The 21811-nt window shown below is 50.4% G+C and carries 20 protein-coding genes; 13 read left to right on the top strand and 7 right to left on the bottom strand.

Annotated features, from left to right (window positions below):
* Positions 1 to 42 precede the first annotated feature (42 nt).
* Both ACQKPA_RS01155 and ACQKPA_RS01150 read left to right on the top strand, forming a co-directional pair.
* Complete coding sequence (locus ACQKPA_RS01155; protein WP_339218179.1) at positions 43 to 972, top strand: manganese-dependent inorganic pyrophosphatase; 930 nt, start codon at positions 43 to 45, stop codon at positions 970 to 972.
* Between the two features lie 336 nt (positions 973 to 1308).
* Entirely contained in the window at positions 1309 to 1824 is a 516-nt protein-coding gene (locus ACQKPA_RS01150) for a hypothetical protein (protein WP_113058790.1), read from the top strand.
* Between the two features lie 111 nt (positions 1825 to 1935).
* On the opposite strand, the gene ACQKPA_RS01145 is transcribed toward ACQKPA_RS01150, so the two are convergent.
* Positions 1936 to 2661, bottom strand: coding sequence for a hypothetical protein (locus ACQKPA_RS01145; RefSeq protein ID WP_427488706.1), 726 nt, complete (start codon positions 2659 to 2661; stop codon positions 1936 to 1938).
* A 282-nt stretch (positions 2662 to 2943) separates the two neighbouring features.
* On the opposite strand from ACQKPA_RS01145, the gene ACQKPA_RS01140 reads away from it, so the two are divergent.
* From ACQKPA_RS01140 to ACQKPA_RS01115, 6 genes are all read left to right on the top strand, one after another.
* A complete protein-coding gene (locus ACQKPA_RS01140; RefSeq protein WP_427488704.1) occupies positions 2944 to 3711 on the top strand; it encodes an amino acid ABC transporter substrate-binding protein in 768 nt (255 codons plus the stop codon).
* A gap of 158 nt (positions 3712 to 3869) precedes the next feature.
* The gene (locus tag ACQKPA_RS01135) at positions 3870 to 4529 is read left to right on the top strand and encodes an amino acid ABC transporter permease (protein ID WP_113058793.1); all 660 of its coding nucleotides are present in this window, start codon (positions 3870 to 3872) and stop codon (positions 4527 to 4529) included.
* Between the two features lie 15 nt (positions 4530 to 4544).
* On the top strand, positions 4545 to 5291 hold the full coding sequence (locus ACQKPA_RS01130; RefSeq protein WP_427488701.1) for an amino acid ABC transporter ATP-binding protein: 747 nt from the start codon (positions 4545 to 4547) through the stop codon (positions 5289 to 5291).
* A 196-nt stretch (positions 5292 to 5487) separates the two neighbouring features.
* Positions 5488 to 6981, top strand: coding sequence for an alpha-N-arabinofuranosidase (locus ACQKPA_RS01125; RefSeq protein WP_427488699.1), 1494 nt, complete (start codon positions 5488 to 5490; stop codon positions 6979 to 6981).
* 9 nt (positions 6982 to 6990) lie between these two features.
* A complete protein-coding gene (locus ACQKPA_RS01120; protein WP_427490215.1) occupies positions 6991 to 7269 on the top strand; it encodes a DUF6171 family protein in 279 nt (92 codons plus the stop codon).
* 142 nt (positions 7270 to 7411) lie between these two features.
* The gene (locus tag ACQKPA_RS01115) at positions 7412 to 8653 is read left to right on the top strand and encodes an MFS transporter (RefSeq protein ID WP_427490213.1); all 1242 of its coding nucleotides are present in this window, start codon (positions 7412 to 7414) and stop codon (positions 8651 to 8653) included.
* A 224-nt stretch (positions 8654 to 8877) separates the two neighbouring features.
* Here the strand turns inward: ACQKPA_RS01115 and ACQKPA_RS01110 are convergent, their stop codons facing one another.
* A complete protein-coding gene (locus ACQKPA_RS01110; RefSeq protein ID WP_427488697.1) occupies positions 8878 to 9270 on the bottom strand; it encodes a DoxX family protein in 393 nt (130 codons plus the stop codon).
* A gap of 130 nt (positions 9271 to 9400) precedes the next feature.
* On the bottom strand, positions 9401 to 10315 hold the full coding sequence (locus ACQKPA_RS01105) for an AraC family transcriptional regulator (RefSeq protein WP_427488695.1): 915 nt from the start codon (positions 10313 to 10315) through the stop codon (positions 9401 to 9403).
* Between the two features lie 192 nt (positions 10316 to 10507).
* On the opposite strand from ACQKPA_RS01105, the gene ACQKPA_RS01100 reads away from it, so the two are divergent.
* On the top strand, positions 10508 to 12271 hold the full coding sequence (locus tag ACQKPA_RS01100) for a glycoside hydrolase family 35 protein (RefSeq protein WP_427488693.1): 1764 nt from the start codon (positions 10508 to 10510) through the stop codon (positions 12269 to 12271).
* A 94-nt stretch (positions 12272 to 12365) separates the two neighbouring features.
* Here the strand turns inward: ACQKPA_RS01100 and ACQKPA_RS01095 are convergent, their stop codons facing one another.
* Complete coding sequence (locus tag ACQKPA_RS01095) at positions 12366 to 13619, bottom strand: MFS transporter (RefSeq protein WP_427488691.1); 1254 nt, start codon at positions 13617 to 13619, stop codon at positions 12366 to 12368.
* Between the two features lie 29 nt (positions 13620 to 13648).
* On the bottom strand, positions 13649 to 14692 hold the full coding sequence (locus ACQKPA_RS01090) for an ROK family protein (RefSeq protein ID WP_427488689.1): 1044 nt from the start codon (positions 14690 to 14692) through the stop codon (positions 13649 to 13651).
* Positions 14693 to 14864: 172 nt separating this feature from the next.
* On the opposite strand from ACQKPA_RS01090, the gene ACQKPA_RS01085 reads away from it, so the two are divergent.
* Genes ACQKPA_RS01085 through ACQKPA_RS01070 form a run of 4 tightly spaced genes read left to right on the top strand, consistent with a single transcriptional unit; the run spans position 14865 to position 19014 of the window.
* A complete protein-coding gene (locus ACQKPA_RS01085) occupies positions 14865 to 15917 on the top strand; it encodes a LacI family DNA-binding transcriptional regulator (RefSeq protein ID WP_427488687.1) in 1053 nt (350 codons plus the stop codon).
* 25 nt (positions 15918 to 15942) lie between these two features.
* On the top strand, positions 15943 to 17103 hold the full coding sequence (locus tag ACQKPA_RS01080; protein WP_427488685.1) for a Gfo/Idh/MocA family protein: 1161 nt from the start codon (positions 15943 to 15945) through the stop codon (positions 17101 to 17103).
* A 52-nt stretch (positions 17104 to 17155) separates the two neighbouring features.
* On the top strand, positions 17156 to 17887 hold the full coding sequence (locus ACQKPA_RS01075) for a ThuA domain-containing protein (RefSeq protein ID WP_427488683.1): 732 nt from the start codon (positions 17156 to 17158) through the stop codon (positions 17885 to 17887).
* Positions 17888 to 17907: 20 nt separating this feature from the next.
* Positions 17908 to 19014: a Gfo/Idh/MocA family protein gene (locus ACQKPA_RS01070; protein WP_427488681.1), complete on the top strand. Its 1107-nt coding sequence runs from the start codon at positions 17908 to 17910 to the stop codon at positions 19012 to 19014.
* 135 nt (positions 19015 to 19149) lie between these two features.
* On the opposite strand, the gene ACQKPA_RS01065 is transcribed toward ACQKPA_RS01070, so the two are convergent.
* Positions 19150 to 19842: a pentapeptide repeat-containing protein gene (locus ACQKPA_RS01065; protein WP_427488679.1), complete on the bottom strand. Its 693-nt coding sequence runs from the start codon at positions 19840 to 19842 to the stop codon at positions 19150 to 19152.
* A gap of 137 nt (positions 19843 to 19979) precedes the next feature.
* Positions 19980 to 21809: a DUF2334 domain-containing protein gene (locus ACQKPA_RS01060; protein ID WP_427488677.1), complete on the bottom strand. Its 1830-nt coding sequence runs from the start codon at positions 21807 to 21809 to the stop codon at positions 19980 to 19982.
* Positions 21810 to 21811: the final 2 nt, after the last annotated feature.

The raw sequence follows: 21811 nt of genomic DNA, 5'->3' as shown, positions 1-21811 counted from the left end.
GATATAAACGATGAAATTTATGTTGCGAGAGGGGCATTATATATGGCAAAAACATTAATTTTTGGACACAAAAATCCGGATACGGACACGATCTGCTCTGCTATTGCTTATGCTGATTTGAAGAACCAGCTCGGCCTTTCCGCCGAGCCTGTGCGTCTTGGAGACGTTAACGGTGAAACGCAATATGCGCTCGATTACTTTAAGGTCGAAGCTCCTCGTTTCGTTGAGACGGTTGCAAACGAAGCCCAAGACGTTATTCTCGTGGACCATAACGAGCGTCAGCAAAGCGCAAGCGACATTGATCAGGTTCGCGTGATTGAGGTTATCGATCATCACCGCATCGCGAATTTTGAGACAAGCCACCCATTATACTACCGTGCGGAGCCTGTCGGCTGCACAGCTACCATTCTGAACAAGATCTACAAGGAAAAAGGTATAGCCGTTCGCAAAGAAATTGCTGGCCTGATGCTGTCCGCCATCATCTCGGACTCCCTGTTGTTCAAATCCCCAACATGCACAGACGAAGATATCGCAGCAGCTCGCGAGCTGGCTGAGATCGCTGGCGTGGATGCAGACAGCTATGGGTTGGAGATGCTCAAGGCGGGCGCTGATCTGAGCGACAAAACCATCGCGCAATTGATCTCCCTGGACGCCAAGGAATTCCAAATGGGCGGAGCCAAAGTGGAAATCGCACAGGTTAACGCGGTTGATACCAATGATGTATTGTCCCGTCAAGCCGAACTCGAAGATGCGATTCAAGCGATTATTGCCGACAAAAACCTGGACCTGTTCGTCTTCGTAGTGACAGATATTCTGAACAACGATTCGATCGCTCTTGCACTCGGTAAAGAGTCCAAAGCCGTTGAGAAAGCATACAATGTGTCCCTGTCGGAGAACAAGGCTCTTCTTAAAGGCGTGGTTTCCCGCAAATCGCAGATTGTTCCTGTCCTGACCGAAGCATTCAATCAATAATATTTGGTGTGAATTTAAACAAGCCTGACCATCGACTGAGGAATCAGCGGGGAGGGCTTGTTTTTTATTTGGGATGTTTCCCGGTTCGACCATAACGGACGATCTTTCATCGTCCCGTATTTAAGCGCTTACGAAGATTGAAATATTGTAATGAATTTACATCAAATTGACATCCATTTTACCAAGTGGGTTCTTATAATAAAGATAGGAATGATAAAATACATATACGTTTCAAATATCCAGGAATTGGGTTACTAATATTTAATGCACGATAAGTCGGGTTGGGTTCACGAGCTGAATCTATTTAATAGAAAATGAAGAGGGAGCGATGAGAAGATGAAGAAGTCGGCTTGGAAATTGGGAGCAATGATGCTGCTGGTACTGATCATGATGACAACCGTTGGCGTAGCCTCAGGCAACAATTATGAGCCGGTTCCGAAAGCTTCGAATCAGGAAGCTGTCTATATTAACGGGCTTGAGATCAGAGATGGCAAGGTCTATCTGCAAGTAGATCCGATTGAATGGTACGAGGGCGAGGAAGCGAATCAGGTATTCCGCGAACGGGAGCAGGACCCTGAGATGACGGAAGCACCGGATGGCTATTACATCGTAAATGATACGGAAGAACAGATTGAACTTCCTGTGGCAGACGATGCCGAAGTGCTGCTTCAGTTGTACGATCATACCGGACGGTATGAGGATGCTCAGATTTCCTGGAATCAGATGGTAAGCCTGGACAAATTCACGAACATCTACGAAAAGGATGATATCGTAGACATGAAATGGTTTCCATTTCATATCACCGTCGAAGATGGCGTCGTAGTGAAGATGATCCAGCAATACGTGCCTTAAATGGAAGTTAAATAGACGGACGATAAAGAGCCGCTTCATGGGTTATTCCTAACCGATGGAGCGGCTCTTGTGTTTTATCAATGACAAAAGGTTATGCGTTAAGCGGGTACTTTACCGGCTGTGTTTCATCGGTTTGAGTTTACCATTCACCACATCGCTGACGAACGGAGCAATTCTGGATTTGCGCTCCTCGTATTCTTCCTTCGTCAGCTTGCCTTCGGTCAACTTCTGATCCAGACGCTTCGTGAGTGCCTGGACTTGTTGATCAATGACGGACTGGACGGGCACGTCTTGCTCCTTCGCGATCTGTGCCAGCGATTTTCCGGATTGGAGCGACTGCTTGAGTGCTTCCGGCGTCGTCTTCAAAAGTTTGGCCAGCTCGTCGCTATCCGAGATCAGCCGGCCATGACGCTGATGCATTCGCTGCTTCTGCCACCCGCCTTTGGCGTCAAGCAGCTTGTCCGCGGCAGCGGAGTAATCGATGGATTTGCCCAGCTGCTTCGGATGCGAGGAGATTTTATCCTTCAACAGCTCAACGATCCTGGCTTTTATGGCCTCTCTGGATACACCTTGTTCCTTGGCTATTTCCGCGAGTGTCGAGGTTTTGAGTTTATCTCGAAGAACTTGCGGTTCCAGCTTCAGAAATTCGGAGATTGCCTTGAACATATGACCGGGTTTATGTTGCCCGCGTTCGTCCTGGGAAGAAGGAACAGCCGGTGATTCTGTTTGCTGTCCGATCGGTTCCGCCGAGACCGAGACGGGAAGATAAGCGAGGCCCATGACTACAGCGATGGCGACAAGCACCAGCCGCTTCACTGACTTCAAGTGGGTTGTCATTGTTGTTTACCGCCTTTCTTGATGTTGGCCTTACAGTCCATCATTCTTTCCCGCTAAACTGAATCCATCCTTAAAATAACCTTAAAATAGGATGAAAATACATAAATTTCATAATAGTGGTGAAAATTGACCATTCTATGAAACTATCGACTCTTCTCTGCTAATATGGTATCATGGAGTCTTGATAACGTACTAAAGCGAAAAAGCAGTTTTTGCATCTGATGCGGATTCCTTGGCATCCAGAATATAGCTGCGTTTAATGTCTACAAGGGGGATTTTTTGGTGAAAAAGATAGCATCAGTATTAGCAGGCTTCATGCTGTTATTAACCGTAGTCGGCTGTTCAAGCTCAGCAAGCGGTGGCAATGAGCTGGTTGTCGGGATCGACGACAAGTTCGCGCCCATGGGTTTTCGTGACGAGAGCAATGAAATTGTCGGCTTTGATATCGATTATGCCCGTGCAGCCGCTGAGAAGATGGGCAAGGAAGTCAAGTTCCAGCCGATTGACTGGAAATCGAAAGAGTCCGAACTTAGCAGCGGCCGCATTGACTTGATATGGAACGGCTATACCATCACCGATGAGCGCAAGGAGAAAGTGTTGTTCACCAAGCCTTATCTGGAGAACAGTCAGGTCGTCGCCGTGCTGGCTGATTCGGATATAACTTCGATCAGCGATTTGGCAGGCAAAGAGATCGGTTTGCAGTCGCTGTCCTCGGCTGCCGATGCGTTAATCGCCAACGAGATTCACACGCAAGTGAAGAAGATCAACGAATTCCCTGACAATATGCTGGCTCTGAGCGATTTGAAGAATGGACGCGTAGAGGCTGTGGTCATAGACGAAGTCGTGATGAAATACTTCATGTCCAAGGAAGAGGGAATATACAAGATTCTCGAGGAATCTCTGGCACCGGAGCAGTACGGGATCGGGGTTAAAAAAGGCAACGAGGAGCTGCTTCAAAGCCTGCAAAAAGCACTGGACGAAATGAATGCCGATGGCACAGCAGCCAAGATTTCCGAGAAATGGTTTGGCGAAAACAAAGTGTTGAAGTAAGACGTTCCACAAGGATGGTTATTCATCCTTCCATAGGTATTCCAAGAAACCGGACTTTGACCAAAGGCTCCGGTTTTGTGTTCCCTGCCTTGGGTCTACGATATTTTTGAAAAACTTCAAGTAACTCAAGAAGTTTTTCCATTAGGAGTTAAGCGTATATGAGTATGGATTACATTGTTCAAATCGGCAAACCGATGCTGGAGGGCGCACAGACAACGATACTGTTGTTTTTAATTGCTATCCTGGTCTCCATCCCGCTCGGATTTGTGTTCACGTTAATGGTTCGAAGCGCAATCAAGCCGCTGGCTTGGTTGGCCAATGCCTATATTTATGTGTTTCGTGGTACCCCGCTGCTGCTGCAGCTGTTGTTCTTTTGTTTCGGACTGCCAGTGCTGCCCGTGATCGGAGAGTATCTCGTTCTGGACCGTTTTGTAGCCGCATGTTTGGCATTTGTGCTAAACTATGCCGCTTATTTTGCGGAAATCTTCCGGGGAGGCCTTTTGGCGATTGACAAGGGTCAATATGAAGCGTCCAAGGTGCTGGGCCTGAACCGCTGGCAAACGACCACGAAAGTGATTCTGCCCCAAATGTTTCGCGTAGCCCTGCCGGCGGTATCCAACGAATCCATTACGCTGGTAAAAGATACGGCGCTGCTGTATGCCGTAGCGGTTCCGGAGTTACTGCACTTCGCCTATACGGCGGTCAATCGAGATGTCACGATTATGCCGTTTTTCATTGCAGGCGTAATATACCTGCTAATGACGCTAGTGTTAACCATGTTGTTTAAGTTTCTGGAACGCCGATTTAAATATGAATAGAAGGACTGTCGTGTAATGGCAATTATCGAAGTAACCCATGTGAAAAAATCCTTCGGCCAGCTGGACGTGCTGAAGGACGTCAGCTTTGAGATTCAGAAGAATGAAGTGATTGCCGTCATCGGACCTTCCGGTTCGGGTAAGAGCACCATGCTCCGGAGCCTGGTGCATCTGGAGGAGATTAATGGCGGATCGATCAAGCTGCAGGATCAATATCTCGTGAAGGATGGCGTGTATGCCAGCCCGCCGAGGATCAAAGCGATCACATCCCGGATGGGCATGGTATTCCAGCATTTCAACCTGTTTCCTCATCTCACGGTACAGGAGAATCTGGGACTGGCACCTAAACATGTGAAGAAACAATCTAAGGAAGAAGTTAGGTTAAACAGCGCCGCTTTACTGAAGAAGGTCGGTTTATCTGATAAAGCAGATGTATACCCCGGGAATTTGTCGGGCGGACAGAAGCAGCGTGTGGCCATTGCGAGAGCACTGATGATGAATCCGGACATCATGCTGTTTGACGAACCGACATCGGCGCTGGATCCCGAGCTGACCGGCGAAGTGCTGGCGGTTATCAAGCAGCTGGCCGAGGAGCATATGACGATGGTGATCGTCACGCATGAGATGAGTTTTGCCAAAGAAGTGGCGGACCGAATTATCTTCATGGATAACGGACAGGTCGTCGAATCCGGCACGCCGGATCAAATATTTAACCAACCTAATGCAGAACGGACCCGGGAATTTTTAATCCGGGCGACGCGTTGAAGAGAAACTGGCTCAGAGCCCGATCGGAAGATCGGCTTTGGGCCGGTCTTTTTTTTGGCGAAAAATAAGGCTATTTCGTGAAAGCGTTTAAATTACGGGTTGACGGAATCCGGTTTGGTCGATATCATTGTTTTAAAGATTATTAAACTGTTTCATATAAACATCTATAAAACAACAGCGAGGAGCGGAATAAGTCATGAGTCATGTTATTACCATTCATTCGGATTTATCCAAAGGCAAGATCAACCGCAATATTTATGGTCATTTCTCCGAACATCTGGGTCGCTGCATTTATGAGGGCATATGGGTGGGAGAGGATTCACCGATTCCGAATACGGAGGGGATCCGCAATGATGTACTGGAGGCGCTGAAACAGCTTAACATACCGGTGCTGCGCTGGCCTGGTGGTTGTTTTGCCGACGAGTACCACTGGAAGGACGGCGTCGGTCCACGAGAGAATCGGAAGCAAATGGTCAATACGCACTGGGGCGGCGTTGTGGAGAACAACCATTTTGGCACCCACGAATTCCTCCGTCTTTGCGAGCTTCTGGGTTGTGAACCATACATATCGGGCAATGTCGGCAGCGGCACCGTGCAGGAAATGTCGGAATGGGTTGAATATATGACCTTTGATGGCGTGTCGCCGATGGCCGCATGGCGCCAGGAGAATGGCCGCGAGAAGCCATGGAATGTAAAATATTTTGGCGTCGGGAACGAGAACTGGGGCTGCGGCGGCAATATGCGGCCGGAGTATTATGCGGATCTGTACAGACGCTATCAGACTTATGTTCGGAACTATGGCGATAACAAGATCTACAAGATTGCCTGCGGCCCGAACGTGGATGATTACCGCTGGATGGAAACCGTAATGCGAGAAACGCACCCGTTCATGGATGCCATCAGTCTTCACTATTACACCATTCCGGGCGAATTCTGGACAGGCAAAGGGGCTGCTACCGGATTCAGCGAACAGGAATGGTTCACCACGATGAAGAAGGCACTTCATATGGATGAATTAATTACGAGACATTCGGCAATCATGGACCAGTATGATCCTAACAAGCGGATCGGCCTCATTGTAGACGAGTGGGGGACCTGGTTTGACGTAGAGCCTGGCACCAATCCGGGCTTCCTGTATCAGCAGAATACGATCCGTGATGCTCTGGTGGCGGGTTTAACGCTGAATATCTTCCACGAGCATAATGATCGGGTGGTCATGGCGAACATTGCGCAGATAGTCAATGTGCTGCAGTCCGTCATTTTAACCGAAGGCGAGAAGATGATTCTTACTCCGACCTATCATGTGTTTGATATGTATAAAGTGCATCAGGATGCAGAGCGTTTGGCTACCAACTACAGCGGCGCTGATTATGAGATGGACGGCGAGAAGATTCCGCAAGTATCCGTAACGGCCTCGAAGGATCAAGCTGGCAAAATCCATGTGAGTCTGTGTAATGTGAGTCATGCGGAGCAAAGTGACGTGACGATTCAGCTTCGGGGACTAAGCGGAGCGGTGTCCAAGATCGTAGGCCGGCAGCTAGCCTCCGATTCGCTGGACGCTCATAACACCTTTGAATCGCCGGAGACCCTGAAGCCGGCTGCATTCCATGCTTTTGAACAGGAAGGCGACGTACTGCGTGCCAAGCTGGCACCGATGTCCGTTACCGTTCTCGAGATTACAGCAGGCTAAACGAAGGTGATGGCGGATAATCGGTGTAAAGGTTGCCATGACGATTACCGGGTTAACGATGAACAAATTACGCGCGTCCTGTCTTCTCCAATGTTTGCGTCTGACAGGTGCGTGTCGGATGTTGAGTATGATACCCGTCTGCGTGCGTGCTTCTCTTGTCCGAAGCTGCAAGGGGACACAACGTGCACGCTGTGCGGCTGCATCGTACAGATCACCGCAAAGCTGAAAGACAAGCGATGCCCTTATCCGGGGCAAGACCGTTGGTCGGTTGCCGATAGCGCTTCATAGCGGAGTTATAGTAAGCCTGCTCTCATGAATGGATCATGGGAGCAGGCTTTTTTTAGTATGGGGGAACTCCCATTATCTTTACAGAAACTTTCAACCTATGTTATGACTATTAGAAGAAAGATCAGCAGGATAGGGTGTGAATATGAAACGAGGAGGCTTTCTATACTATTGGACCGCGCATTCAAGCATCTCGCTGGCAGGCGTTGTCTACATCATGGTACTGACTACCTTTATGTATCAAGAATCAGGATCGGCCTTTATTGCCGCGCTGTTCCCGCTGTTTAACGCAGTCGCACGGTTAGTCGCCGGCCTTACGGCTCCGCTTGTGATGGAGAAATTCGGTTTCTCCAAGCTTCTGGTAAGGCTTCAAGTGATGAAAGCCCTGTTGTTAACCGCATTGGTTGTTGCATTTCCATACATCTCATCTCAGGTTTCCGTGCTGTGTATGTTTATCTTGTTCATTGCTTTTACCGAAGGATGGGGAAACCCGCTCATCCAGTCCATGGTTCCGAGAGTAGTTGCACCTGACCGGCTGGTTAAGGCTAACAGCTCACTATCCGTGACCAGTCAATCCTTGCAGATTGCAGGATATACCTTCACGGGCTTTCTCGTTGTAAGGTTTGGACATATGCCCACATTGATCATGAGCTGCGTACTCATCTGGATATCCGTTGTGTGCCTTTCGATTGCAGCGCGCTCCATGAGGGAGAAGGAACCGGCTGCGGCTGGACGAGCGAAACCAGGCTGGGAAGTGATTCGTGAAGGCTGGTTCTACCTGTGGAGAAATCCTACATTAAGAATCGTTACGATGATGGATATGATTGAAGGGATCGCGGGAACCATCTGGGTGGGAGCGATCACGCTGGTGTATGTCAAGGAAGTGCTGCATCAAGGCGAAGCTTGGTGGGGATTTATTAACGCCAGTTATTATGTAGGCGCCATTGCGGGAGGGTTACTGATGCTGCTCCTGTCTTCCTTTATCCAGAAAAATCTGATTCCATGCATGGCCGTAGGATCAGCGGTGTTCAGTTTGCTTACACTGTGGTATGGCTTAAACAGTATCCCGATCATGGCATTGATCCTATGCATTTCGATGGGACCAGCCTATCAACTGCGGGATGTGGCGCAGCAAACCGCGCTCCAATCCAGTGTAGATCAAGAGCTGCTGCCGAAAATTTACGCTTCGCGTGATATCTTGCTGTCCACGGTAACGAGTTTATCGATTGCCGTCATGGGTCTAATTGCGGATACACTCGGCATTCGCATGGTGTACATTGCAGGTTCAATCTGTATTGCGATATCCGCAGGGTTGTCGTTCACGCTCCTGAAATTGCAGAGGAATTCGGCTTTACCGGCAGAAACGGGCGGCAGCAACTTTTCATAACATGTTATAAAAAAGAGCCGTACCTGGATCAGGATCATGAGAGACTGATCGTCAGGTACGGCTTTTTTTAGATATCAGAAAGTATAAACTTCGGAGGATCTGCTGCCTGATATCGCTAGAAAAACTACGGCTAAACGCGGTCTGTCTTCTTTGAGAGTACGATGATAGACATTTTTCTTTCATCAGGCCGTCGTTACGGATTACCGGTCAACCTTTGCGTTATTTTAGGCTTTGTTCTTCTTGCTAAACAACGAATCGACCGAGAGCAGGCTGCTGCCGCTAAGGGCAAGATGAACGGCCATGGCCAGCAGGGCGATATCCAATTCATAGCCACCCAGGAAGCCCATGCCCAGCTTGGCCTGAAAAATAGCCACGACAAGCACAACGCCAAGTACAAGGGAGGCAATTCTCGTTCCCAAACCGATAATCAATGCAATACCACCCACAATTTCGATAATGGCCACAACGGTCGCCATGAAAGCGGGGATTCCCAAACTGGCGAAAAAGCCCTCGATGTTGCCGATGCCGCTCTGGAATTTATCCAAACCGTGAGCCAAAAAGATGACACCCAGAATAACCCGAATAATGAAAGTACCCGCAGAAGAATAACTACGCATGAATGGTAACAGCTCCTTATTTTTAAATGGTTATCAACTAACTTTTGTATAGCTGAAACTATAGATTGTATCATACTCAATAATGCTATTGATTGTCAAGTAACTTACTAAAATAATCAAGTTCCACTATTTAGTGTCTGGGACGGTATTCTGTCGGCGACTGCCCGGTCCAGCGGCGGAATTGCCTTGAAAAATGGCTGGCTGAGCGAAAACCGAGTTTGTCAGCAATCGCCGTCATTGGCAGATGGGTCGTGACCAGCAGCTCTTTGGCTAGGGTGAGCTTTTGTCGACTGATATATTGTCTTGGCGATATCCCGTAAACTTGGCGAAACAACTTGCTGCATTGGCTGCGGCTTAAATTCAGCTCTTTGGATACGGCTGCGACAGAGATCTCCTCTGTGAGCCCTGATGACAGTTTCTCTTCAATGGCATGCGCCGCATCGGCAGCAAGCAAGGAAGGCGGTTTGTGGGATCCTGATACTACCTGTTTCGACGAAGACGGCTTGACTTCGTCCTGCACCTTCAGGAGAGAGAGCACATCGTGGATGATGAGCAATGTATAGGATTGAAGGAGCAGCCTATCTTCAAAAGTGAGATTGTATTCAGCCCTCGGGCTCTCAGGGTGAAGCGAATGGGCTGCCGGCTGACTGCGTCGAACGATTCCCTCCAGCTCTTGAACGTATGCCTTTAGTTTGCTGTGCTCGCTTTCCTGCTGGCGAATGTGGCGGTAAGGGGCAGCGGACAACGAGCTCCGAATTTCCTGATCATCGAGATCAAAATGAACATTAAAGTATCCATACGACCCGTTGGCCAGATTCGTGGTTTGATGGGGGACTCCGGATTTGATCAGAAGCCATTCTCCTTGCCGCAGCATAAAGGACTCCCGATGAATTTCCTGCAGGACCTCGCCTTCCAGACAGTACAGCAGCTCGAACAGGTGATGATGATGCCTCGGATAACTCCAGCCGGGGGGCTGGGAATCAAAATGGCATCCCGTTACTTGAAGCGTGTGAATCATATTGGGAAAGCGAAAAGCGATATCCATAATGGTCATGCTCCTTTAGCTTCGAAAATTCCAGTGATTATGCCATATATTGTATCATAATAGGCTCTTGCGATTCTGAAAATTCGGCACAAAAGGTATAAAGAATGCTCCATTTGGAGATTGAGCAGCACGAGCTTTTGATAGATGATGGCAATAGCAAGCAAAATGATACGAGCAGGGAGGAAACAGGAAATGAAAGCTCAATTGAAAGCGGTTAATCAACAGTTCGTGCTCGGGGATGATTCGATCCAGATTCTGTCGGGTGCCGTACATTATTTTCGGATCGTGCCGGAGTATTGGGAAGACAGACTAATGAAGCTGAAAAGTTGTGGATTAAACACCGTGGAAACCTATATTCCCTGGAATTTGCATGAACCCAAGGAAGGACAATTTACGTTTGATGGCATCGCCGACTTGGAGAGATTCGCCCAAATCGCCGGTGATCTCGGGCTGCATGTGATCCTTCGGCCAAGCCCTTACATATGCGCAGAATGGGAATTTGGCGGGCTGCCGTCCTGGCTGCTGCAGTATCCAGATATCCATCTGCGATGCATGGATCCGTTGTATCTGGAGAAGGTTGACCATTATTATGATGAACTGATTCCGCGGCTGGTTCCGTTATTAACCTCCAATGGAGGCCCGGTGATTGCAATGCAAATCGAGAATGAGTACGGGAGCTACGGAAATGATACGGCATATCTGGAGTATTTGAAGGATGGCTTGATCAAGCGGGGCGTAGATGTATTGCTGTTCACTTCGGATGGTCCCACCGACGGGATGCTGCAAGGAGGAACCGTTCCAGGCGTGCTTGCCACCGTCAATTTTGGTTCAAGAACCGAGGAGGCTTTTGCCAAACTGCGGGAATATCGGACGGAAGACCCTCTGATGTGCATGGAATACTGGAATGGATGGTTTGATCATTGGCTGAAACCGCATCATACCCGGGACGCGGAAGATGCTGCCGCCGTGTTCAAAGAGATGCTGGACTTGAATGCATCCGTGAACTTCTACATGTTTCATGGGGGAACAAATTTCGGATTTTATAACGGGGCGAATTTTCACGAGAAGTATGAGCCGACGATCACCAGCTATGATTATGATGCCCCACTCTCGGAGTGCGGGGATGTAACAGCTAAGTACGAGGCTATTCGCAGCACGATTGCGAAGCATCAGGGAAAAGAGCTCTCTGATTATCCAAGTCTGCCTCAGCCCGTCAAGAAAAAAAGCTATGGTTCGGTTCGCATGACGCATTATGCCGACTTGCTGGAGCATCTGCCGACGCTATCCGAGGCGGTGAAACGTACGACACCTGTACCGATGGAACTGCTGGGTCAAAGCTATGGCTTCATCGTTTATGCAACGGATATTTCCGGACCTCGCCAGGGAGAATCGTTGCATCTGCAAGAGGTGCATGACCGGGCACAGGTATTCCTGGACGGTAAGTATCAGGGGACGGTTGAACGCTGGAATCCCCAAGCCCTCCAGTTCGATGTTCCGGCAGCCGGCGCCAAGCTGGAGATCGTAGTCGAGAATATGGGGCGTATCAATTACGGCCCGAAGCTGAAGGACTATAAAGGAATCACTGAGGGAGTCCGGATGAACAACCAGTTCCTGTATGACTGGAGCATCTATCCTGTGCCGCTTGACAATCCGAATGCGGTACCGTTTCAACCGCTTACGGGTCCGTTTGAACAGAAGGATCGCCCTACCTTCTATCGGGGTGAATTCTCGGTGGATGACATTGGAGATACGTTTATCCGTTTGGACGGATGGGGAAAAGGGGTTGTCTGGGTCAATGGCTTCAACCTGGGGCGTTACTGGGAACAAGGACCGCAAGCGGCGCTTTACCTGCCTGGACCCCTGCTGAAGCAGGGCCGCAATGAAATCTTGGTGTTTGAGCTGCATCATACCGAAACGGCAAGCATCGAACTTGTTGATCAACCCGACTTGGGCTAATTAGGGTGTGGGTAGGGAAACGATAATAATCAATAAAAGGGAGCCCTCTTGTACTTATAAGAGGGCTCCCTTTAGTGTTCAAGGAATCATAGGATTAGACCAATTGCTTACGGACTTTTAAATATCGGAACAGAAGGATACCAAAGAGCGAGCATAGGATGGCACACAATCCGATGAAGCCATAGCCGGCTTGAAGCCCGCGCAGCAGCCCGAGCTCTGTTCCGCTGCCGTACATTTGCTTGAATCCGTTCGTGATCGCTCCGATCGCGTAATTGCCGATAACGCTCCCGATTCCCATCATGGTGACGATGAACGTAATCGCGGTGTCACTCTCTTTCGGATATCTTTTGGCAATGAGCGCCATGACCGTCGGATATATCGGAGCAATTCCAATGCCTGCTGCCGCGAACAGGAACGCATAGGATTCTCCGCCAAAGATTGCAATAAACGTGCATACGCCGGTCAACGCGGACAGGATGATGATAGACAGCGTGAAGCCGATCCGGTCCGTTATCGGGCCGAGCAGCAGGCGTGCCGCCGAGAAGCAGAGGAAGAAGGCGGACAGCATTCCGGCAGCAGCCGTAGGTTCCCATTTGTACGATTTTTCAAGGAAGTTTACGAGCCAACCGCCAACTGCCATCTCCGATACGACACCGAAGGATAGAATCATGACGACCAGCCACAGTGCAGGATCTTTAACTAACAACTTGAGCGGGGTTCGTTCCGTTTCGGATAGATCGTCCCCGGGAAACTTGCTCATGAGTGCCGGGATCATCGGCAGCACGGATAACATCAGCATGGCCAGATACATGCCCCGCCAGTCCAGCGTGTAATTAAACACGGTTACGGTCATAAGGCCGGATGCAATCATCGGTGCCACCGTTGAGCTGATTCCGTAGAAGAAATGGGACAGGTTCATCATTGTGCCTGTGTTTCGCACAAAGATCCGGGCAGCCAATATGGCGAGACCGATCTCCAGCATACCGTTTCCAATGTACATAAAGAAATAGGATGCGGTAAACATCGGGTAGCTGTGCGACAGAAAGATCAACACACCCGAGATGGCCATCGAACCGAAGGCGGCCATACTGACCCACTTGATCCCGATCTTCCGGGTTAACAGCGCGGTGAAAGAGCAGGCAATCAAGTACCCGAGCGCGTTCAGCGATAGCAAGGTGCCGATCTGCTTTTCATCCAGGTGGAAATCGAATTGAATCCTTGGAATGGCGGGTCCCTTAATGTTTTCCGATATTCCAAATATGATAAAGCCCAGAAAGATGGTTGCCAGATGAAGGGTGTAGTCTTTGCTGAATTTAGGTTTTGCTTTCGTTTGAAGGTCTGTATTCACGGTTATTCCCCAATCGTCATCGTTGAATTTTACATTGCACTTGTATCGGATATCATCATATCCAGAGCAAGCCGCTGCAGGCCGGCTATATAGTCATGCTCCCACTCGCGAAGCAGCATTTCGGGCAGATGGCGCTCCGGTACGTAGGCGGAAGCGCGGTCTTTTATGGAGAGCAGGGTGGAGGGCAGGAGATTATGCTCACACCACAGAATGGCATCCGGATTGAGAATCGCGGTGAAGGCGGCGCTTAATCGGCTCAACGCATCAATTTGCTCCTCATCCGGCTCGATAAGACTGCTCATGACGGAACTTTTACGCTCCAATACATCATGAAAATTGTTGTCTTTGCTCATCGGTACGTAGCCGATCTCACCCGTGAAGAACGACTTGCCCCGAACGACGTTTCCATTGATCAGAAGCCCCGCCCCCGGTCCATTGTGTCCGAGATACACGTATACAAGAGAAGCCTCCTCCGTGCGGCTCAGATTCTGAAAGCCAAGCACGGCCGCATTCATGTCATTCTCCACGATGACTGGAATGGAGAACAGGTTCTCCAGGTAAGATTTGAGGTCGTAATCCTGGAATGTCCCGTACAACGGCACGTGAAAAACGACGCCATCACGAACCGCAGCCGGCATGCCAACGGCGATCGAGCGGATCTTCGGATAACGGTGGATCCAGCTTCTTAGCTGGGAAGCCAGCGCTTCCGGTCCAAGCTGGAGTATGCCGTCTTCAGCTTGTCGTTCGACCAGATCACCGTTCCAGTTAAAAATGGTGTATACGCTCCGCTCCTTCTCATAATAAACGGCGAGACCGAGCATATAATTCGGGTTAAAAGCGTAGCGGTTTGCACGTCTCCCGCCGCTGGACTCATCCAGTCCGAGCAGGGTAACTTCGCCTTCCTGCGCCATTTGTTCCAAAACTTTGCTCACCGTTGGAAAGCTGATGCCGAGCCTGTCACTCAGCTCCGCTTTGGTTCCGCTACCGAGCTCTAGCAGGGAAGCGCGGAGCGCTCGCCGCACGGCGTATTTCATGGATTGCGGTGTGGGTAAAGGTTCTTTGCGCGTAGTCATCACCACTCCCCTTTCTTTTTAAACGGGTTTAATAAGTATCTGGAGAAGATTATTGCACATCTGAAATAAGGGTGCAAGAACAATTTTGCGGCATGCATTTCGGTTAAAGCAGTTGACAACAGCGAGGCTCCATGAGAAAATGTACGCGCGTACATAAATTGCAGGAGGCTTGATGAATATCGCTAGTCGTAAAGAGGTAGCACAGCTTGCCGGCGTTTCGGAAGCGACGGTATCCCGTGTACTGAACGGGGTCGGACCTATCAAGGAAGAGACCAAGCAGCGGGTGCTGGAAGCGGCGGATCGGCTTGGGTATACCCCGAGTGCGCTTGCCCGAAGTTTTGCCCGCCGAAGAAGCGGTAACCTGGGCGTTGTCATGCCCTACCTGCCGAAAGCCCGCATATTCTCCGCTTATTATTTTTCCGAAATATTAAGCGGGATTGGCAGTAAGGCGCTGGAAAGCCAATATGACCTATTGATGCTGTTCCGTGAGCCCGGCGGTTCAATGGACTACTTGAATCTGTTCCGCACCCAGAAGGTAGACGCGTGCATTATTCTTGGTGCCCGGGATGATGAAGGCGAACGTGCGGCCATCAAACAGCTGAGCGAAGCGGATCACCCTTATTGCCTGATTAATCAATACTTTGACGGCGAGGCGTTTCACGTTATGGATGCCGATCATGTGGATGGCAGCTATCAAGCTGTTCATCACTTGACGCAGCAGGGATTTCGGAACATTGCTTTTCTTAATGGGCCGCCTCAGTATTCCAACAGTCGCGATCGGTTGAAGGGGTACAGCCGGGCACTGAATGAAGCGGGAATCGTGCTGGATGAAACTTTGCTGTTCGAAGGTAACTTCAGCCGTAAAAGCGGTTATGCCGCTGCCGAGCAAGTCGCCGGGAAGCTGGACCGGATTGAAGCCGTATTTGCCGCCAATGACCGCATGGCGATTGGACTTCAGCAGGGGCTGCGTTCGCTAGGCATTTCAGAGGAGCGAATGCCTGCCTTTGTCGGGTATGACGATTCGGAAGCCGCCGAGCTGTGCACGCCGCCGCTTACCAGCGTGAGGGTTCCGTTCTATGAACTGGGATGCCTTGCAGCGGATCATGTGCTCCGTATGCTGGACGCCTCCGATCTGCCAGAAGGCAACGAAACGAACGCAGTGCTCCATCGCCAGCTGCCAACTCGCCTGATAATCCGTGCATCTTCGCTTCATCGAAATGAATGAACTCTTATTCAAGGAGGAATGAAGGATGAAACAATTACGTGTCGGCATGATTGGTTATAAATTTATGGGTAAAGCCCACAGCAATGCTTACCGGAGCCTGCCGATGTTTTTCCCGGAGGCGCTGAAGCCTGAAATGGTGGCGATCTGCGGCCGCAATGTGTCGGCCGTGCAAGCAGCTGCGGATCAATTGGGCTGGAGTGAAAGCGTTTCCGATTGGAAGGAGCTTGTCAATCGGGAAGATATCGATCTGATCGATATCAACGCGCCGAGCGATGCCCATAAGGAGATTGCCATTGCCGCAGCCAAGGCGGGCAAGCATATATTTTGCGAGAAGCCGCTTGCTTTGACATTGGCGGATGCCAGAGAGATGCTGCAGGCGGCGGAAGAAGCGGGAGTCACCCATATGGTCGGGTTTAATTATAGATTTTCGCCAGCCGTAAGACTGGCCAAGAAGCTGGTTGAGAGTGGAAGATTGGGTCAGATTTATCATTTCCGCGCCTGGTTTTTGCAGGATTGGATCATGGACCCGCAATTCCCGCTGGTATGGAGATTGCAGAAGGAAGTGGCCGGTTCCGGATCGCACGGGGATCTTGGTGCCCACCTGATCGATCTCGCGCATTATCTGGTCGGTGATATGCAGGAAGTGATCGGAATGAGCGAGACCTTTATCAAGGAGCGTCCCATTGCCAGCGAGATGACCGGGTTAAGCGCAAAAGGAAGCACAGGCGGTCCCATGGGGAAAGTGACGGTAGATGACGCCACGTTGTTCATGACCCGCTTCGAGAACGGGGCGCTGGGCAGCTTTGAGGCGACGCGCTTTGCCGCAGGGCACCGCAGCACCAATTCCTTTGAGATCAACGGCAGCTTGGGCAGCGTCAAATTCGATTTTGAACGGATGAATGAGCTGGAGGTTTACTTTACGTCCGACGATGAGGATGTTCAGGGCTTCCGCCGCGTACTGGCAACCGATCCCGTTCACGATTATATGGAGGCGTGGTGGCCGCCGGGACATACGATCGGTTTCGAGCACACCTTTACGCATGAAATCCTGGAGCTGTCGACCGCTATTTCCGAGGGAAGGCAGCCTGTGCCGAATTTCGAGGATGGCGTGAAATGTCAGGCTGTGCTGGAAGCCGTGGATAAATCCATTGAAGAACGCCGCTGGGTGCGGCTGTCGGAAATGTAATCAAGTCATCCGGCCAATCTTGGCCGGACACATAAAAGAAGGAGTGCTATGCATGAAAAAGGCTTTGATCGTACGGGGCGGCTGGGACGGACATGAACCTGAGCAGGTTGCCGGCATTTTCACGGAATTGCTTCGGGCTGAGCAATATGAGGTTGAGGTATCCGATACGCTGGATGCTTTTAATGATGCAGAGAAGCTTCAGGCCTTGGATCTGATCGTGCCGGTATGGACGATGGGAGAAATATCGAAGGAGCAGGTGAGCAACGTATCGCTTGCCGTGCAGAAGGGAACCGGCTTGGCGGGCTGTCACGGCGGCATGTGCGATTCGTTCCGCAACAATGTGGATTGGCAGTTCATGACCGGCGGTCAATGGGTTGCGCATCCGGGCAACGATGGCGTGAAGTACCAGGTAGAGATTAAATCGAGCTCCAGCCCGCTGGTGGAAGGGATGCAGGATTTCACGGTGGTCTCCGAGCAGTATTATCTGCATGTGGATCCGGCCGTTGAAGTGCTGGCAACCACTCGCTTTCCGGTTGTGGCCGGACCGCATCTGCTGAACAAAGCGGTTGATATGCCGGTAGTATGGACGAAGCGCTGGGGATATGGACGGGTCTATTACAATTCCCTCGGCCATCATGCCGATATCGTCGATATGCCGCAGGTGAAGGAAATGATGCGCAGGGGACTGCTCTGGGCTGCTGAAGGAAAAGCATTATATTCGGGTTCAGACATGAGTGTGTTTACGGAAGGTCAAGGCTACACAGGCATGGGAGACAGCCAATAAGGCAGAAGGAGACTTGGATCATGAAGAAAGTAAAGGTTGGCATCATCGGCTGCGGAAAAATCAGCGGCATCTATATGGAAAACTGCCATAAGTTCGATATCCTGGAGCTGACGGCGTGTGCAGATATCGATCGTGCCCGTGCCGAGGAACAGGCTGCCAAGTATCATATTCCGAATGTATACACCACCGAGGAGCTGCTTGCAGATCCGGAGATTGAGCTGGTCATTAATCTGACGATACCTGCACTACACGCACAAATTATGCTGGATGCACTGCAAGCCGGCAAGCATGTGTACGTGGAAAAGCCCCTTGGCGTAACCCGTGAAGAGGGTAAGGCGGTGCTGGATATGGCTGCGTCCAAAGGACTGCTCGTTGGATGTGCTCCCGAGACATTTCTTGGAGCCGGTATTCAAACGGCACTGAAGCTGATTGAAGACGGGCGCATCGGCAAGCCGATTGCAGCGACCGCATTTATGATGAGTCGTGGACATGAGCATTGGCATCCCGATCCGGAATTTTATTATGCCGCCGGCGGTGGTCCGATGTTCGATATGGGGCCTTACTACCTGACGGCGCTGGTTCAGCTGCTGGGACCGATCCGCCGTATTAGCGGCATGACCGGAACGGCCCTTACGGAGCGGACCATTACGAGTGAGAAAAAACAGGGTCAGAAGATTCAAGTAGACATTCCTACTCACGTGGCTGGACTTATGGAGTTTCATAACGGTGCGATTGGCACGCTGATTACGAGTTTTGATGTATTTGGAGGCAGCACGCTTCCTAATATTGAAATTTACGGCACCAAGGGCACGATGCTCGTCCCGGATCCCAACGGCTTTGGCGGCTCCGTTCAATATCGATTGACCGGAGACACCGAGTGGACGGAAGAGCCGCTGCTTCCCGGGTATAACGAGAATACAAGAGGGATCGGCCCGGCGGATATGGCCTACGCCATCCGCAGCGGAAGAGCTCATCGTGCGAGCGGCGAGCTTGCCTATCATGTGCTTGAAGCCATGTGGGGCTTCCATGATGCTTCCGATGAAGGCAAGCGCTATGAGATGGTCAGCACCTGTGACATCCCGGCGCCGCTCCCGCTTGATTTGCAGAAATACACCCTTGATCAATAATAGGATGATCTAAGAAAGCGGCTTAACCCGAAAGGTCCAAGCGGACCACGGAGTAAGCCGCTTTATGCTGTGCATGTATATACGTTCCAATGTAAACGAACGATCTTGATTATAAGGGCCAAGCATAACACACGCTCAATCTTTCACGACAAGACCGAATATTTTGGTTAACGGGATGGCTTGATGAGGCGATATGATGCATCCTTGAAGATCTTCCAGGGTCACGCCAATGTTATGAAAGTCCGTTCGGCTTAAGTCGATTCCCGCAAGCTTCGTGCCGGAGAACTGCGACTGGTCGATCTGGCAATCCACAAATTCCACCTTGGTTAATTCGGAATGATAAAAATCCGATTTTACGAGCGAGGTGGCTTGGAAGGATACCTGCTTCATGTTAGCAAAACGGAACGTAGCGTAGTCGCCCGTACAATGATCGAATACGACATTTCGGATGGTGGCTGCCGTCAAGTCGAGCCCCAGAATTTTGCAATGATTGAATTGCACGCGGTACATAATGGCCTCACTGAGATCGACGTTAGCCAAGTCGCAGTGGTTAAACACAAGATCCGTTAGTTCGGCATGGTGGAGCGTGACGTGCTGGAACATAACATTATGGAATATCATTTGATCGAATTGAACCTTGTCGGCTGAAATATAAGACAGGGTCTCGTCCTGACAAGTGGATTGAATAAATGAGGATTCATCGTCAACGCCAGTATCGGATAGAATCATAGGCTCAAGCTGCTTGGGGAGCTTGGGTTTCACGATTTTGACTGGGGATGATGGACCGGCTGTATTGTTGTTAGAATTGCTTTTGCTATTGGATGACATGAATTCTCCTCCAAATATAGAAATAAGTATAGAGATGATCCTATAGAGTCTATCGACGTTCTTTCTCAGATGACAGACCGCGAATAGCGGGAGTTTTGAAATGACCCGGTTTAGTTGTATAGAAGTATATCATGTCCTTATCCGATTGTCCGGTCCCTGGAATTGATGGCGGCGTCCAAGATACCGCCAAGCCGATTCGGAGACCATGCCAGCAGACTGACACGGCCATTGCCCGTCAGGTCGCCAATGAAAGGTGTCATCCGTTCTCCGGCAACCCAGGGACCAAACCGTTCTTCCTGCCGCCCGAAGGCGGTCCCCGAGCCATATAGGACGAACCAGTTCCCTGCGGTTTGTTCAACGAGAATCAAATCTTCCAGCCCATCGCCATCCACGTCGCCAAGCATCATGGATATGGACGAACCTATTGGACTCTTGGCGGAATACCAATCTCCAGCGTTCACAAGCTCTTTCCCGGTGCTTAACCAGACATGGCATGTGCCCGAGTCGGAGTTCCACACAACCAGATCATCCAGCCCATCACCATTCACATCTCCTATGGAGGGTATCATGCCTTCACCACGTACGGAAACCTCATGCTGAATTAGGGGAGAATAAAAATCACGCCCGGAGCTAAAAGCAATGGCGGCTTTCCCTGTGACAGGGTCCCATAATAACAAATCATGTCTGCCGTCCCCGTCAAAATCTCCCGTAAGAGCTTTCCAGTCCATGGCTCCAGATACACAGAGCCAATGACCCGAAGGTACTAAACGTCTGCCTGAGCCCAAGGCAACCTCACATATCCCAAGCTCCGCATTCCATACAGCCGCATCGACGCTGCCATCTCCATCATAATCGCCAACCATCGGAGTCCCACCCGGGTATAGCGGCCAGTCTGCCAACATGGGGCGTATATATCGTATGCCATTATGGATTTTCATGGGGAACCCGACCTCAAGAGCAGCGTCGTACCATAGGTTGTTGGTCTCGTCCCGGACGATCCATCGATCCGGCAGCCCTTGTTTCTTGGCGTGCAGAAACTTAGGGTGCTTCATGGTCATCCTGTCCAGCAATCGGGTTTCCCTGAAATCCGGTATGAAGGGCATGATCGAGGTTATGGACACAAACGATTTATGCTCCCTCTTGAAGGCTTGAATGATTCTTCTGAGCGGTGAATGCTCATCATAATGTACAGTGCCGTCAGCAAGGAAGCGGATATAGGGAAATTCGAGATAGGGGTGGTAAAAGAATGAAGCCAGCTCGCGTGCGCCTGTGAAATCCTGCAATGTCCGTTCCATCCGAGTGACTTCTTCCTCGATCTTATCACCTGCTACATAATAAAGCGGAGTGGGAACGTAGATCGTTCCGTTCGTTAACGGATCGTCCGGGATGTGCTGAAGTGCGGCTGTCCTTGCAACCGGGCTGGAAGGCGGAGATTCATAGAGGATGCCGTTACAGATCTCGATAATATGCCGCTGGACAGATGAAGCGGTATAATGAGGAGTTTCATACCAGACCGCCGGAAGACCAGCTGATTGAAACATCTTATGAGCCCGCTGTACCCGCTGATAAGCATAAGATTGCTGCAGCTGGGGGAGCGAATGGACCGTTTCGGGAGGATCATCCGGAGGACAGTCGGCGCTGCATTCGGGATAAGCAAATTCGAATCCGTCGCCGCTTACCGCTTCCCCGAACTGATGCGTATATCCATGAATACCAAGCGAGGCGCCAAGGGTTACCATCGTTTGTAGCAGCCGGACAAACCGAAGGGAGGCTTCATCATGCTGATCATCTATCGACCGATCCACATGATGTGCCGGATCGATATATCGCGGAATGACGGCCACATGAAAGGGAATCTGCAACTGATGCAGGAACTTTGCGATTACCAGCAGCTTCGCCTGTTGTTCTTCCGTCTCATACCAGCCGCCCGGACCGATATCTTCAAGCCGTATCAATGACTTATTCATCA

Source organism: Paenibacillus sp. NPDC093718 (assembly GCF_050279985.1).
In the GTDB taxonomy this organism is placed as follows: Bacteria; Bacillota; Bacilli; order Paenibacillales; family Paenibacillaceae; genus Paenibacillus_AQ.
The sequence above is the reverse complement of the archived record's forward strand: the minus strand, read 5'-3'. Positions and strand labels throughout refer to the sequence as shown.